Origin of the sequence: Streptomyces pactum (genome assembly GCF_002005225.1) — a bacterium.
In the GTDB taxonomy this organism is placed as follows: Bacteria; Actinomycetota; Actinomycetes; order Streptomycetales; family Streptomycetaceae; genus Streptomyces; species Streptomyces pactum_A.
The window spans coordinates 6,378,672-6,394,344 of sequence record NZ_CP019724.1 but is presented as its reverse complement, the minus strand read 5'-3'; the positions used below and the strand labels follow the sequence as shown (position 1 = coordinate 6,394,344).

The 15,673-nt window shown below is 73.4% G+C and carries 9 protein-coding genes; 7 read left to right on the top strand and 2 right to left on the bottom strand.

From position 1 onward, the window contains the following. The first annotated feature begins 45 nt into the window (after positions 1-45). On the top strand, positions 46-3,033 hold the full coding sequence (locus B1H29_RS27355) for an ATP-dependent RNA helicase (protein ID WP_055416405.1): 2,988 nt from the start codon (positions 46-48) through the stop codon (positions 3,031-3,033). 174 nt (positions 3,034-3,207) lie between these two features. Here the strand turns inward: B1H29_RS27355 and B1H29_RS27350 are convergent, their stop codons facing one another. After that, positions 3,208-5,046, bottom strand: coding sequence for a lytic transglycosylase domain-containing protein (locus tag B1H29_RS27350; protein ID WP_055416406.1), 1,839 nt, complete (start codon positions 5,044-5,046; stop codon positions 3,208-3,210). A gap of 253 nt (positions 5,047-5,299) precedes the next feature. Between B1H29_RS27350 and B1H29_RS27345 the strand changes: the two genes are divergently transcribed. After that, the gene (locus B1H29_RS27345; protein WP_055416407.1) at positions 5,300-6,151 is read left to right on the top strand and encodes a DUF4184 family protein; all 852 of its coding nucleotides are present in this window, start codon (positions 5,300-5,302) and stop codon (positions 6,149-6,151) included. A gap of 988 nt (positions 6,152-7,139) precedes the next feature. Then, positions 7,140-8,339, top strand: coding sequence for an IS110 family transposase (locus tag B1H29_RS27330; RefSeq protein WP_055416408.1), 1,200 nt, complete (start codon positions 7,140-7,142; stop codon positions 8,337-8,339). A gap of 54 nt (positions 8,340-8,393) precedes the next feature. Here the strand turns inward: B1H29_RS27330 and polA are convergent, their stop codons facing one another. Then, positions 8,394-11,120, bottom strand: a complete 2,727-nt coding sequence (polA, locus tag B1H29_RS27325; RefSeq protein ID WP_055416410.1) for a DNA polymerase I — start codon at positions 11,118-11,120, stop codon at positions 8,394-8,396. Between the two features lie 279 nt (positions 11,121-11,399). On the opposite strand from polA, the gene B1H29_RS27320 reads away from it, so the two are divergent. From B1H29_RS27320 to B1H29_RS27305, 4 genes are all read left to right on the top strand, one after another. Then, positions 11,400-13,679 (top strand): FdhF/YdeP family oxidoreductase, encoded by a 2,280-nt coding sequence (locus B1H29_RS27320; RefSeq protein WP_055416411.1) that lies wholly within the window; start codon positions 11,400-11,402, stop codon positions 13,677-13,679. 79 nt (positions 13,680-13,758) lie between these two features. After that, on the top strand, positions 13,759-14,247 hold the full coding sequence (locus tag B1H29_RS27315) for a PaaI family thioesterase (protein ID WP_055416412.1): 489 nt from the start codon (positions 13,759-13,761) through the stop codon (positions 14,245-14,247). Between the two features lie 391 nt (positions 14,248-14,638). After that, a complete protein-coding gene (locus tag B1H29_RS27310) occupies positions 14,639-15,022 on the top strand; it encodes a hypothetical protein (RefSeq protein ID WP_409350890.1) in 384 nt (127 codons plus the stop codon). Then, a complete protein-coding gene (locus B1H29_RS27305) occupies positions 15,019-15,630 on the top strand; it encodes a hypothetical protein (protein ID WP_055416413.1) in 612 nt (203 codons plus the stop codon). Before B1H29_RS27310 ends, B1H29_RS27305 begins: the two co-directional genes overlap by 4 nt. Positions 15,631-15,673 lie beyond the last annotated feature (43 nt).

Here is a 15,673-nt window from a genome sequence, read left to right as displayed (position 1 = left end):
CACGCGCGCGTGGAGGCGGATTCGCGGACGTACGACACTGGGGGCGTGATCCGTTACGACGCCCTGGAACCCCTGCCCGTACGCGGTGCCCTGCCCGCCCTGCACGACGCGCTGGCGGGGCACGGCACGGCGGTGCTGGTCGCGCCGCCCGGCACCGGCAAGACGACGCTGGTGCCGCTCGCGCTGGCCGGGCTGCTGGGCGAGGGGCCCGCGCGGCGGGTGGTCGTGGCCGAGCCCCGGCGGATCGCGGCGCGGGCGGCGGCCCGGCGGATGGCGTGGCTGCTGGGTGAGAAACCCGGCCGGCACGTCGGCTACACCGTGCGCGGTGAACGGGTCGTCGGACGGCACGCGCGCGTGGAGGTCGTCACGACGGGTGTGCTGTTGCAGCGGCTCCAGCGGGACCAGGAGCTGACGGGCGTCGACACGGTGGTGCTCGACGAGTGCCACGAGCGGCATCTGGACGCGGACACGACGGCGGCGTTCCTGTGGGACGTGCGGATGGCCCTGCGGCCGGAGCTGCGTCTGGTGGCGGCGTCGGCGACGACGGACGCGGAGGGCTGGGCCCGGCTGCTGGGCGGGGCGCCGGTCGTCGAGGCGCGGGGCGTGTCGTACCCCGTGGAGGTGGTGTGGGCGCCGCCGGCGCGCCCGGTACGGCCGCCGCACGGGATGCGGGTGGACCCGGCACTGCTCGCGCACGTGGGGTCGGTGGTGCGGCGGGCGCTGGCCGAGCGGGACGGGGACGTGCTGTGTTTCCTGCCGGGCGTCGGGGAGATCTCCCGCGTCGCCGGGCGACTGGGAGGTCTCGCGGACGTCGACGTGCTCCAGGTGCACGGGCGGGCGCCGGCGGCCGTGCAGGACGCGGTCCTGTCCCCCGGCGCACGGCGCCGGGTGGTACTGGCGACGTCGGTGGCCGAGTCGTCTCTGACGGTGCCGGGCGTACGGGTGGTCGTGGACGCGGGGCTGGCGCGGGAGCCGCGGGTGGACCACGCGCGCGGGCTGAGCGCCCTGACGACGGTACGGGCCTCGCGGGCGGCGGCGCGGCAACGGGCGGGCCGGGCCGGGCGTGAGGCGCCGGGCGTGGTCTACCGCTGCTGGGCGGAGGCGGAGGACGCCCTTCTGCCGCGGTTCCCGGCACCGGAGATCAAGGTGGCCGACCTGACGGCGTTCGCATTGCAGGCGGCCTGCTGGGGGGACCCGGACGCGTCCGGGCTGGCGCTGCTCGATCCGCCGCCCGGCGGGGCGATGGCGGCGGCCCGGGAGGTGCTGACGGCGGTCGGCGCGGTGGACTCCGCCGGCCGGGCCACCGCGCGGGGCGCGCGGTTGGCCCGCCTGGGCCTGCATCCCAGGCTGGCACGGGCGCTGCTCGACGCGGGGATGGCCGCGTCGGGCGCGGAAGCCTCCGGTGCGGGCGGCTCCGGTGCGGGCGGCTCCGGTGCGGGCGGCTCCGGTGGGGGCGGCTCCGGTGGGGGCGGCTCCGGCCTGAGCCCCCGCGCGGCCACCTCGGACGCGAAGCGGTTCGATGCCGGGAGCCCGGACGCGGGGTGGGCGGGGTGGCCGGACACCGGTGCCTCGGGCAGCAGCACCTCCGGGGCGAGCCTGCGCGCGGGAAGCCCCGACACGGAGGCCTCGGACACATCCGGTACGGCGATCTCGGGCGCGGGTGCGAGTGGTGCGGGGGCCTTCCGGGCAGAGGCGGCCGACACGGAGGCCTCCCGGGCAGGAATTCCGGGTGCGGGGATCCCCGCGGCGCAGGCCTCGGGTGTGGTGGCCTCCCGGGCGGGGGCAGCCGGCACGGGGGTGTCCCGGGCAGAGGCAGCCAGTGCGGGAGCCTCCCAGACGGAGACAGCCAGTGCGAGGGCCTCCCAGGCCGAGGCCTCGGCGGTGGCGGAGGTGGTCGCTCTGCTCAGTGAGGCGCCGCCGCGGGAGTACGGGGACGATCTCGTGGCCGCGCTGCGGGCCGCCCGGCGTGGGGGTGACGCGTACGGAGCGCGGTGGCGGGCCGAGGTACGGCGGCTGCGGTCCGCCGCGGAAAGCGCCGGCCGGGTGGCGCGGGACGGCACCGACGACGGCATAGCGGGGCTGGTGGCCGCGCTGGCGTTTCCCGAGCGGGTGGCCAGGAAGGACGGCGGTTCGTATCTGATGGTCTCCGGCACCCGGGCGGAGCTGCCGGAGGCGTCGGCGCTGCGCGGCGCGCCGTGGATCGCCGTGGCCGTGGCCGACCGGCCCGTGGGGAAGGGCCACGCGCGCGTGCAGCTCGGGGCGGTCGTCGACGAGAGAACGGCGCGGCTCGCGGCTGCGGCGTTCCTGACGGAACGGGATGAGGTCCACTGGGGCGACGGCGACGTCGTGGCCCGGCGCGTCGAGCGGCTCGGGGCCGTGGAACTCACCGTCCGCCCGCTCGCCGGCGCCGACTCCGGTCTCGTGCGGAACGCGCTGCTGGACGGGCTGCGGCAGGAGGGGCTCGTACTGCTGCGCTGGTCGCCCGACGCGACCGTGCTGCGCAAGCGGCTCGCCTTCCTGCGGCGCCGGCTCGGTGAGCCCTGGCCGGACGTCTCCGACGACGCGCTGCACGCGCGCGTGGACGAGTGGCTGGAGCCCGAGCTGGGCCGGGCCCGGCGGCGGGCCGACCTGGCACGGATCGACGCCGGTCAGGCGCTGACGCGGCTGCTGCCCTGGGCCTCCGGGGAGGCGGCGCGGCTCGACGAGCTCGCCCCTGAGCGGATAGTCGTCCCCAGTGGTTCCAGGATCCGGATCGACTACGACGACCCCGACCGACCGGTACTCGCCGTGAAGTTGCAGGAGATGTTCGGGCTCCAGCGCTCGCCCGAGGTCGCCGGGGTGCCGCTCCTCGTCCACCTCCTCTCGCCCGCGGGCCGCCCGGCCGCGGTCACCGCCGATCTGGCCTCCTTCTGGAAGGACGGCTACAAGGGCGTACGGGCGGAGCTTCGCGGCCGGTATCCGAAGCACCCGTGGCCCGAGGACCCGGCGACCGCTGAGCCGACGCGCCATACGAAGGCCCGGCTCGCGAAGTGAGCGGGTGAGAAGGACCGACTGACGGAGTAACCGGGTGACGGCGTGACCGTGTGACGGCGTGACGACGTGACGACGTGACGACGTGACGACGTGACCGAACGGCCGAGGGCGCCCCTCCGCTTCACCGGTGGGGCGCCCTCGGCCGTTCAGGCGTCGCTCGGGCGGGAGCCGCGCCTACGCGTCCGGCTCGGTCGACGGCTCGGCGGAGGGGCTGGGCGAGGCGTCGGGCGAGGCGTCGCCGGACGGGCTCGGTGTCGGCTCCGGCTCGGCCTCGGCCACCTTCAACTGGACGTTGAGCGCGGCGCCGCCCGCGGTGGTGAGACGGAGCACGAACGTGCCGGTGGTGTTGTCGGCGTACAGCTTCGGCAGCTTCAGCAGGCCCTTGGCATCGGTCTTGAGGCCGGTCAGGGTGCGGACGGCCGTGCCGTCGGCGCTCTTGAAGAACGGGCCCTTGTCGTTCTCGGTCGGGTCGAGCGCCGACTTGACGAGCGTGGCCGTGACGGCGACCTTTTCGGCGGCGGCACCCTTGTGCGTGGCCTTCACCTCGACCCGGCCCGCGAACTCACCGCCCGGCGTGCAGGTCAGCGCGGTGCCGTCGGTGCGGGCGAGGGCGTCGGCGACGCGCTCGGTGACGGTGGCCTTGTAGTCGAGGCCGGCGACGGTGCGGCCGATGACGGTGGCACGGACCGTGAACGCGCCGGTCCTCTCACCCGCCACCAACGCGGGCGCGACGGCCACGCCGGAGGCGTCGGTGGTGACCGCGGCGTACTTGTCGCCGCCGGTGAAGGCGGCGTCCGTGTCGCCCAGGACGGTGAAGCGGATCCGCACCTTGCCGACGGCCTTTCCGGCCTTGGTCTCGGCGCGGACGCTGATCTTCTTGGCGAACGTGTCGCCCGCGATCGCGGTGAGCCCCGTGGCGCCGGCGTTCTCCAGGTGGTGGACCGTGTCCGTGGGGGTCTCGGTCTCGGGCGGAGTCTGCGGACCGGACGGGTCGGACGTGCCGGGGGCCGGGGATTCGGTGGCAGGGGGCTTGGACTCGTCGGGCGGGGTGGGCTTCTCCGGCTTCCCGGGATTCTCCGGCTTCTCGGGACGCGGGCTGGGCGCCGGCGTGCCGGGGGCCTGGGGTCCGGGGGTCGAGCCCGTTCCACCGGGCTGGGGGCGGGGCCCGCGCACGTCGGTGTCGTCGTCGCTGCGGTCGACGGGCAGGGTGCCGGTGCCGTCCGGGATCTCGTGGGTGCCCTTGCGGTAGTGCTCCAGCCAGGACAGGACCGTGTGCAGGTAGTCCTGCGAGTTGTTGTAGCTGAGGATCGCGCGGTTGAGGTCGGCCTGCGTGGACAGGTCCCAGTCGAAGCGGCACAGGTAGTGGCCGGCCGCGAGCGCGGCGTCGTAGATGTTGTTGGGGTCTTCCTTGCCGTCGGTGTTGCCGTCGCGGCCCGCCCAGGCCCAGGTGGAGGGAATGAACTGCATCGGGCCGACGGCGTTGTCGTAGCTGCTGTTGCCGTCGTAGACGCCGTTGTCGGTGTCCTTGATGAGCGCGAAGCCGTTGCCGTCGAGCTGGGGGCCGATGATGGGGCTGGTGGTCGTGCCGTCGGCGGTGACTCGACCGCCGCGGGCCTGGCCCGACTCCACCTTGCCGATGGCCGCCAGGAGTTGCCAGGGCAGGTTGCAGCCGGGCTTGGACCTGCGCAGCGCCGACTCGGCCTTCTTGTAGGCGTCGAGGACGGTGGCGGGGATGCCCGCCTCGGACGGCCCCCGGGATGCGGGGGTGCCGATGGTCGGTGCGGGGCTGGGGCTCTTGAGGGGCGGCAGGTCCGTGTAGTACGGCGAGTTGCCGGTGGCGCTCTGCTCGGGGGGCGTGTCGGCCGTCGGCACGTTGTCGGCGGTGGTCTGTCTGCCGTTGGCGTCGGCCGTCACGTCGGGCGCCTGGGACGCGGACAGTGCCGCGACCGCGACCGCTGCCACGGTGGTGGTGACCGCCGCCTTGCGGAGCCTCCTGTCGAAATGCGCCGCCATCGAGTGACCCCTCCCATGGACGCCCGCGCGTCCGTCTCCGTCTGTCTTCGCCGGTCTTCGGTTCTGGTGCTCGCCCGTGCTGCCCGCCCTGTTGTGACGACCAGTCCGTGTCGACGGTTGCACCGCAACCATCCCCGCGCGGTGTTTCGTCTGTTCGACCAGTACGGTGCCGCAGGCGACCCTACGACAACTTGCTTTGCACGGGCACCCGTTCGTGCCCGATATTCACCGGTTGGCCATATGAGGAGTCCTCTTGCCGTTCACCCTCAGTCATGCCGCCGCCGTACTGCCGGCGGTCCGGGGCGACGGAACCGGCCGGGGGCCGCTGGTGCCCGCCGTGCTGGTGGCGGGTTCCTTCGCGCCCGACCTGACCTACTACGCGGCGAGCTTCCTGTCCGAAGCGATGGAGTTCGGGGACGTCACCCACTCCTTCGCGGGCGTTTTCACCGTCGATGTGATCATCGCCTGGTCGCTGGTGGGGGTGTGGCTGCTGGTCCGCGAGCCGCTGGTGGCGCTGCTGCCCCGCGCCGGACAGGGACGCGTCGCCGGCCTGCTGCGCTGCGGGGCACCACGCGCGCGCGTGGTGCCCTCCCTCGTGGCGCGGTGGTACGTGTCGGCGGCGCTGGGGGCGCTGACGCACGTGGTGTGGGACGCGTTCACCCACCTCGACCGCTGGGGGATGCGGGTGTTCCCGGCGCTGGGCCGGGAGATCGCGGGCTCGCCGCTCTACTGGTACCTCCAGTACGGCGGTTCCGCGGTGGCGGCGGTCGTCATCGCCGTGTTCCTGGCGCGTGCCGTGCGCCGGGCGCCCCGGGCCGAGCCGCTCGGCGTTCCCGTCCTGTCGGTACGGGACCGGTGGTGGGCCGGGACGGTGCTGGGCGGCTGCGCGGTGGCCGGGGCGGTGCAGCGGGCGACCCGGTGGTGGGCGTACTGGGGAGACGTCGCGAAGCCCTGGGAGCTGATTCCGACGGTGTGCTTCGGGGCGGGCGCGGGGCTCGTCCCGGGGTTGCTGCTGTACGCCGTGGGGGTCAGGGCGTGGCGTCCGGCTCCGGCCCCCACAAGCCCGGGCGTCGGTACGGAGCCGAGCCGCCGGGTAGCGCACTGACGCTGTCCGCGCTCGCGACGAACACGGTGAAGGTGTGAGCGGGGCGTGCGCGCGGCAGGAGGGTGAGGGCCAGCGCCAGGTAACCGCGGGTCAGGTCGGCCCACAGGCGCCAGGCGGGCATCTCGCGCGGGGACGCGGCGGCCGGAGCCCGGTCGACGAGTCCGCGGCGTAGGTCTGCCGCGGTACGCCGCAGGGCCGTCGCGAGGGTGGTGGGGATGCGGCCGGTGCTTGCGCCCGGCGCGACGACCGGGACCGGTAGGAGTGGCACGCGGGCGGGTCCGGTGCTTGCCCGTGCCGGTGTCGTCCGGTGGTGGAGCATGCGTATACCCATGCCCGCATCCTCACGGGAGACGTGGGCGGGGGCGTTTTCGCGAGGGCCACCTGAGTGACGGGCCCCGCGCGAGGGCCACCTGCGTGACGGGCCCCCGCGGGGCGGGCGGAGGCGTGGGGAACCGGCCGGGTGGGGCGTCGCCCGGGTCGGCCTTCCGGATCGGAGGACAGGCGCGAGCCCAGCGGTCCGGCGTTACCAGGAGTCCCCGGGCCCAGCGAGATCCGCCCACTGGCCGCACCTCCCGGGCCCGGCGAGCACGGCACGCCGCGTCGCGCCGCCCCGACGGCGAGGGCGGCGCGGCACCGGGCACTCGCACCGCTGCCGCGCCCGTACGACCGACCGGCGACCGCCGACCGCCGACCGCCGACCGCCGACCGCCGACCGCCGACCGCCGACCGCCGACCGCCGACAGGCAACCACTGACATTGATCCTGATACTCAGGTTCCGGTGGTCATGGCTCTGCCACTGACTGACGTCCTGCTGGACTGTCTTCTGGCTGTTCTGTCCGGCCACCGGGACCTGTTCTCATGGCTCCGGCCGGGCGGAACATGACCTGATAGGAGCTTGGTCAGAAGCCCCTTCAATGTCCTGTCTGCGCCACCCGGCCGGCGCCCACCTTCGGCTGGGAAGGCACCATCAGCATGACATCAGCGGTCATGGACAACACGGCAGACCAGGATGTGGTCGGCGGGGTCGACTCCCACACCGACACCCTCCACGTCGCGGTCATCAGCGACAACGGCGGCCATCTCGCGGACGCCGAGTTCACCACCACTGCCGCCGGATACGCCGCGGCCCTGGCCTTCCTGACCGCCCACGGCCACGTGATCGCCATCGGGGTGGAGGGCACCGCCTCCTACGGAGCCGGATTCACCCGCGCCGCCCGCGAGGCGGGGCTTCATGTCGTGGAGGTCAACCGGCCCGACCGGGCCGAACGCCGCCGCATCGGCAAGTCCGACCCCATCGACGCCTACGCCGCCGCCCGCGCCGCCCTGTCCGGACGAGCCTCCAGCGCCCCCAAGGACGACACGGTCGCGGGCATACGCGCCCTGCACAACGCCGCCCGCTCCGCGGTCAAGGCCCGCACCGCCGCCCTGAACCAGATCGGCAGCCTCCTCATCACCGCTCCCGACACCATCCGCGCCAAGTACGGCCGGCTCAAAGGAACGGACCGCACCGACGCCCTCGCCCGGCTGCGGCCCGCCGGGGACGCGGTCCATACCGCGGTCCTCACCGCGCTGAAGAGTCTCGCCCGACGCGTCAAGAAACTGACGGTCGAACACGAGACCCTGGTCAAGGCACTGGACAGCGTGGTGAGTGTCCACAACCCCGGACTGCGAGCCGCCCACGGAGTCGGCCCCGACACCGCGGCCCAACTGCTCGTCACCGCCGGAGGCAACCCCGACCGCATGCGGACCGAGGCCTCCTTCGCGGCCCTGTGCGGAGCCGCACCGGTCCCCGCCTCCAGCGGCCGGACCAACCGCCACCGCCTCTCGCGAGGCGGCGACCGGCAAGCAAACGCAGCCCTCTACCGCGTCGCCCTGGTCCGCATGTCGAGCGACTCCCGCACCCGCGAGTACGTGGCACGTCAGACCGCCGCCGGCCGGACGAAGAAGGAGATCATCCGGCTGCTGAAACGGGCCATCGCCCGGGAGATGTTCCGCTGCCTGACCACCACGGTCACCGTCCCCGGCATCGACGATCTACGGCCGCTGCGGCGGTCCAAGAACATCACCCTGACCGCTGCAGCCCGCCACTTCGCCCTCTGGCCGGCCACCATCTCCACCCTCGAACGCGGGACCCGCCGAGACGACGACCTCGCCCACGCCTACCGCAACTGGCTCCAAGCCGTTTGACAGGCAATAGGAGCATCAGACGGCAGGCGGCAGGCAGCCGGCAGCAGGCGGCGGCTAGTGCGCCGCCGACTCCCAGTCCGGGCCCGCGCCCACCGAGACGCCCAGGGGGACCCTGAGCCGCACCGCGTTCGCCATTTCGCGGCGGACGAGTTCCTCCGCCGCCGCGCGCTCGCCGGGAGCGATCTCCAGGACGATTTCGTCGTGGACCTGGAGCAGCATGCGGGACGAGAGGCCGGCCTCGCGCAGCGCCTTGTCCACGTTGAGCATGGCGATCTTGACGATGTCGGCCGCGGTGCCCTGGATCGGGGCGTTCAGGGCCATGCGCTCGGCCGCCTCGCGACGCTGGCGGTTGTCGCTGTTGAGGTCGGGCAGATAGCGGCGGCGGCCGAAGAGCGTCGCCGTGTAACCCGTCGCCCGCGCCTCGTCGACGACCCGGCGCAGATAATCCCGTACTCCGCCGAACCGCTCGAAGTAGGCGTCCATCAGGCCGCGGGCCTCGGCGGCCTCGATGTTCAACTGCTGGGAGAGGCCGAAGGCCGACAGGCCGTACGCCAGGCCGTAGGACATGGCCTTGATCTTGCGGCGCATCTCGGCGTCGACCGCGGACTGCTCGACGGAGAAGACCTGCGCGGCGGCGGTGGTGTGCAGGTCCTCGCCCGAGGTGAACGCCTCGGTCAGGCCCTCGTCCTCGGACAGGTGGGCCATCACCCGCAGCTCGATCTGGCTGTAGTCGGCCGTCATCAGGGACTCGTAGCCCTCGCCCACGACGAAGCCGCGGCGGATCGCGCGGCCCTCGTCGGTGCGGACCGGGATGTTCTGCAAGTTCGGGTCCGTGGACGAGAGGCGGCCGGTCGCGGCGACCGTCTGGTTGAACGTGGTGTGGATGCGGCCGTCCGCGGCGATCGTCTTGATCAGGCCCTCCACCGTGACGCGCAGCTTGGCCTGCTCACGGTGCCGGAGCATGATGACCGGCAGTTCGTTCTCCGTCTGCGCGGCGAGCCACGCCAGGGCGTCGGCGTCGGTGGTGTAGCCGGTCTTGGTCTTCTTGGTCTTCGGCAGGTTCAGCTCGCCGAAGAGGACTTCCTGGAGCTGCTTGGGCGAGCCCAGGTTGAACTCGCGTCCGGCGGCGGCGTGCGCCTCCTTCACCGCCTGCTGCACGGCGCCCGCGAACATCTGCTCCATGGCCTGGAGGTGCTCCCGGTCGGCCGCGATGCCGTGCCGCTCCATGCGGGCCAGCAGCGCGGAGGTGGGCAGCTCCATGTCGCGCAGCAGGTCCGCGGCGCCGACGTCCGCCAGGCGGCCCTCGAAGGCCTCGCCCAGGTCGAGGATCGCGCGGGCCTGCACCATCAGCGCCTCGGCCTCGGCGCCCTCGTCCGCGCCGAAGGCGAGCTGCCCGTCGGCCGCGGCGGCGGGGGCCAGCTCGCGGTGCAGGTACTCCAGGGACAGCGCGTCCAGGTCGAAGGAGCGGCGGCCCGGCTTGACCAGGTAGGCGGCGAGCGCGGTGTCCATCTCGACGCCGGCGACGCTCCAGCCGTGCTCGGCGAAGACGCGCATCGCGCCCTTGGCGTTGTGGAAGACCTTCGGCCGGCCCGCGTCGGACAGCCAGGCCGCGAACGCCCTCTCGTCGGCCTCGTCGAGCTCCGTCGGGTCGAACCAGGCGGCCTTCCCGTCGGGCGCGGCGAGCGCGACCTCGGCGACCGAGCCGGTGCCCAGCGCCCAGGTGTCGACCGTGGCGACGCCGAGGGGCCGCGTGCCGTGCTCCGCGAGCCAGCCGGCCAGCTCGCCCGTGCCCAGCACCGTGCCGTCCAGTTCGACGCCGTCCGCGACGACCGGGGCGGCCTCGGCCTCCTCGGCGCCCGGGTCGACGGCGTAGAGCCGCTCCCGCAGGGACGGGTTGCGGATCTCCAGGGTGTCCAGGATCACCGCGACGCCCTTGCGGTCGTAGGCCGTGCGCTCCAGGTCGGTGACGTTCTTCGGCAGTTCGACCCGCCGCTCCAGCTCGGTGAGCCGGCGGTTGAGCTTGACGGACTCCAGGTGGTCGCGGAGATTCTGTCCGGCCTTGCCCTTGACCTCCTCGACGCGCTCGACCAGGTCGGCGAAGGACCCGAACTGGTTGATCCACTTCGCGGCGGTCTTCTCGCCGACGCCGGGGATGCCCGGCAGGTTGTCGGACGGGTCGCCGCGCAGGGCCGCGAAGTCGGGGTACTGGGCGGGGGTCAGCCCGTACTTCTCGAAGACCTTCTCCGGCGTGAAGCGGGTGAGCTCGGAGACGCCCTTGGTCGGGTACAGGACCGTGGTGTGCTCGCTGACCAACTGGAAGGAGTCCCGGTCGCCGGTGACGATCAGCACGTCGAAGCCCTCGGCCTCGGCCTGCGTGGCGAGCGTGGCGATGACGTCGTCGGCCTCGAAGCCCTCGACGGCGAAACGCTGCACGTGCATGGCGTCGAGCAGCTCACCGATCAGCTCGACCTGGCCCTTGAACTCGTCCGGGGTCTTGGAACGGTTCGCCTTGTACTCGGTGAACTCCGCCGACCGCCAGGTCTTGCGGGAGACGTCGAACGCCACCGCGAAGTGCGTGGGCGCCTCGTCACGCAGCGTGTTGGCCAGCATCGACGCGAAGCCGTAGATCGCGTTGGTCGGCTGGCCCGTCGCGGTCGTGAAGTTCTCCGCGGGCAGCGCGAAGAACGCGCGGTACGCCAGGGAGTGCCCGTCCATGAGCATCAGGCGCGGACGGCCGCCGCCGGAGGTGCTGTCGGTCTTCTTCGCTGCTGTCTTGGCCACGTCCCCGATCCTGCCACGGACCACTGACACTCGGCCCCGCCCTCGTCCGCGGCACGGCTGCGGCCGGCCGGCGCCGCGGGTGCGGCGTGGCCGTCGTGGCCGGTCGCGCGGTTTCCCCACGCCCCCCTCAGGGTCTCGCTCCGGCCCGGCGGCACGGGACCGGCCCGCTTCCGTCGCCGCGACAGCTTCCGGACCCCGGCCCGCCCGGTCTCCGTCACCGTCACGGGAGCATGCGAGGATCGGAGACGTACCTCACACGTGTACGCGAAGGAGCGCGCGATGGCCACCAAGCCGCCCAAGGGTGATCCGGTTCAGGACGCGCCGCAGGTCACGGGGCCGCAGCACGCGGCGGCGGGCATCCCGGCCATCGGCCACACGCTGCGTATGGCGCAGCGGCAGATGGGCGTGAAGCGGACCGCGCTGACACTGCTGAGCGTCAACCAGAAGGACGGCTTCGACTGCCCGGGCTGCGCCTGGCCGGAGCCGGACCACCGGCACAGGGCGGAGTTCTGCGAGAACGGCGCGAAGGCCGTGGCCGAGGAGGCCACCCTGCGCCGGGTCACCCCGGAGTTCTTCGCCGCGCACCCCGTGGCCGACCTCGCGACCCGCAGCGGCTACTGGCTGGGCCAGCAGGGCCGGCTCACGCACCCGGTGTACCTCCCGGAGGGCGGCGAGCACTACGAGCCGGTCACCTGGGAGCGCGCCTTCGACATCGTCGCGGAGGAGATCGCGGCCCTGGGGTCGCCGGACGAGTCGGTCTTCTACACCTCCGGGCGCACCAGCAACGAGGCCGCGTTCCTCTACCAGCTCTTCGCACGCGAGCTCGGCACCAACAACCTGCCCGACTGCTCCAACATGTGCCACGAGTCGTCCGGCTCGGCCCTCGGCGAGACCATCGGCGTCGGCAAGGGCAGCGTCCTCCTGGAGGACCTCTACAAGTCCGACCTGATCATCGTGGCCGGCCAGAACCCGGGCACCAACCACCCGCGCATGCTCTCCGCCCTGGAGCGGGCCAAGGCCAACGGCGCGAAGATCATCAGCGTCAACCCGCTGCCCGAGGCCGGCCTGGAGCGCTTCAAGAACCCGCAGACCCCCAAGGGTCTCACCGCGGGCGCCGCGCTCACCGACCTGTTCCTGCAGATCCGCCTCGGCGGCGACCAGGCCCTGTTCCGGCTCCTCAACAAGCTGATCCTGGAGACGGAGGGCGCGGTCGACGAGGCCTTCGTCGAGGAACACACCCACGGTTACGAGGAGTTCGCCGAGGCCGCCCGCGCCGCGGACTGGGACGAGACGCTCGCGGCGACCGGCCTCACCCGCGCGGAGATCGGGGAAGCGCTGCGCATGGTGCTCGCCTCGGAGCGCACCATCGTGTGCTGGGCGATGGGCCTGACCCAGCACAAGCACTCCGTGCCCACCATCCGCGAGGTCGTCAACTTCCTGCTCCTGCGCGGCAACATCGGCCGTCCGGGCGCGGGAGTCTGCCCGGTGCGCGGCCACTCGAACGTGCAGGGCGACCGCACCATGGGCATCTTCGAGCGTCCCGCGCCCGCCTTCCTCGACGCCCTGGAGAAGGAGTTCGGCTTCGCCCCGCCGCGCGAGCACGGCTACGACGTCGTACGGGCCATCCGCGCGCTGCGCGACGGCGAGGCGAAGGTCTTCTTCGCCATGGGCGGCAACTTCGTCTCGGCCTCCCCCGACACCGAGGTGACCGAGGCGGCCATGCGCCGCGCCCGCCTGACCGTGCACGTCTCGACGAAGCTGAACCGCTCGCACGTCGTCACGGGCGCGCGGGCGCTCATCCTGCCGACGCTCGGCCGCACCGAACGCGACCTCCAGGGCGGTGGCGAGCAGTTCGTGACCGTGGAGGACTCCATGGGCATGGTGCACGCCTCCCGCGGCCGGCTCGAGCCCGCCGGTGCGCACCTGCTGTCCGAGCCGGCGATCGTGTGCCGGCTGGCCCGCCGCGTGCTGGGCGAGAGCAGCACCACGCCGTGGGAGGAGTTCGAGAAGGACTACGGGACGATCCGCGACCGCATCGGGCGCGTGATCCCGGGTTTCGAGGACTTCAACGCGCGCGTGGCGCACCCCGGGGGCTTCGCCCTCCCCCACGCCCCGCGCGACGAGCGCCGCTTCCCGACGGCCACCGGCAAGGCCAACTTCACCGCCGCGCCGGTCGAGTACCCCGAGCTGCCCGAAGGGCGCCTGCTGCTCCAGACGCTGCGCTCGCACGACCAGTACAACACCACGATCTACGGTCTGGACGACCGCTACCGGGGAATCAAGAACGGCCGCAGGGTCGTCCTGGTCAACCCGGAGGACGCCGGGAAGCTGAACGTCCGGGACGGTTCGTACGTCGACCTGGTCAGCGAGTGGAAGGACGGGGTGGAGCGGCGGGCGCCCGGTTTCCGGGTCGTGCACTACCCGACGGCCCGGGGCTGCGCGGCGGCGTACTACCCGGAGACCAACGTCCTGGTGCCGCTGGACGCCACGGCGGACACCAGTAACACCCCGGCCAGCAAGTCCGTCGTCGTCCGTCTGGAACAATCGGTGACCGACTGAGCGTTTGCTCAGTCGAGCCGCCGGCCGCACCGGGCCGGCCGGCGAGTCAGGCAGACGGAGCAACGAACGGAGCCGGCCCATGGGCGAGCAGCAGCAGGCGCAGTTCCCGCAGGAAGTCGTCGACGAGTACGCCGCGCTCGGCGTCGACCTGCCCGCGCTGTTCTCGGCGGGGCACCTCGGGACGCGCATGGGCGTCCAGATCCTCGAGGCGTCCTCCGACCGGGTCGTCGGCACCATGCCGGTGGAGGGCAACACCCAGCCCTACGGGCTGCTGCACGGCGGGGCTTCGGCGGTACTGGCCGAGACCCTCGGATCGGTCGGCTCGATGCTGCACGGCGGCAGCTCCAAGATCGCCGTCGGCGTCGACCTGAACTGCACCCACCACCGCGGGGCCCGGTCCGGCCTCGTCACCGGCGTGGCCACGCCGGTGCACCGGGGCCGGTCGACCGCGACGTACGAGATCGTGATCCGCGACGAGCAGGACCGCCGCGTGTGCACCGCCCGGCTGACCTGCCTGCTGCGGAACGTGAACCCGGGCGACGCGGCGCGGGCGAGCACGACGGACTGAACGGCGCACCGCCGGCCCCGAGCACGACGGACCGAACAGCGCACCGCCGACCCCGAGCACGACGGACCGAACAGCGCACCGCCGGCCCGGAATCGCCGTCGGCGGTCCCACCGGGCCCGGCCACCTCGCCGTCCCCGTCCCCGTCCCCGGTCCCGTCCCCGTCCCTGGCCCGTCCCCGGCCATTGCCCCCGGCCACCCGGCGCCTTAGCGTCGGGGCATGGGACGGGGAGAGGCCCCCTGGCCGGGGGCGGCGGCTCGGTGGTTCCGGTGCACACCCGCACGGCCCGCGCCCGGACGCGCCGGGCCCGGACCGCGCACGCGCGCACGACGAGCGCCCGCACGGTCCGCGCCCGCACGGCCCTCACCCGGAGGGGCCGCGCCCGCGCTGCTCGTGCTGGCGTTGACGTTGCCGACCGCGGCCCTGGTGACGGCCTGCGGCAACTCCGGTACCGGCGAGGCCGGTTCCGGTGCCGCCACCGGGGCGGACGCGTCGGCCTCGGCCCGGCGGACCCCGTCCGACACGGAGTTGTGCACGAGCGCCGTCGGCTACTGGGCACGCGAGATGCTGGACGGCCGCGAGCCCTACGGCGACTATCAGTCGATGGGGCTGTCCAACCGGCAGTACGACATCCTGCGGGAGGTCGTGGACACCGCGCGGGTCACGGAGCGGGAACAAGGCGCCCGGACCGCCGAGGAGTTGACGGACCGCCGGATACGGGAGGCGTGCGCCGGGCAGTACCGCGACGGCGGTCCGAGCGACGGCCCGTGGCAGTGAGCGGCACCGGACCGGTCGAACCGGGCGAGGGCACCCACGCCTGGGACGCCTCGGGCACCCCCGGGCCCCGCACCCGGCCGCGCGGACGTCTCGCCCGGCACTACGACCGCCACCGCCGGGCCGTCCTCACGGTCACCGCGACCCTCACCCTCCTGGCGGGCGGCGGCTACCTGTACGCCGACCGGCCGCGGCAACCGCCGGCTCCCCCGCCGCCGTATCCTTCCCAGGCGGTCGACCTGACCTACCTGGACGCGGTGACCGGCCCCGGCAAGGCCGAGGCCGGCAGCTTCGGCTTCGCGGTGCGGCTGAGCGTGCGGTCCGGCCCGCCCGTCACCGTGACCCGGCTGACCCAGCCCTACGCCGGCATCTCGATGACCGCGTCACCCGCCGTACCTTTCCAGACGAAGCCGCGTTCCGTCCGCAAGATCATGGTCGTACTGCGGGTGACGGATTGCGAAAAAGCACCGCGGAATCCTGGACTCCCTTTCCTGGATGTAACGCTGCGTAATGCGCGCGCAATAGAAGCCCACAGTTTCATCCTGGGGACACGCTATGCCAAGGACCTCTCCCTGGCCCTGGGGGTCGCCTGCGGCAACGATTCCGGGTAATCACCAAAACACCCCAGACACCTGAACACCGGCCACCGGTCCT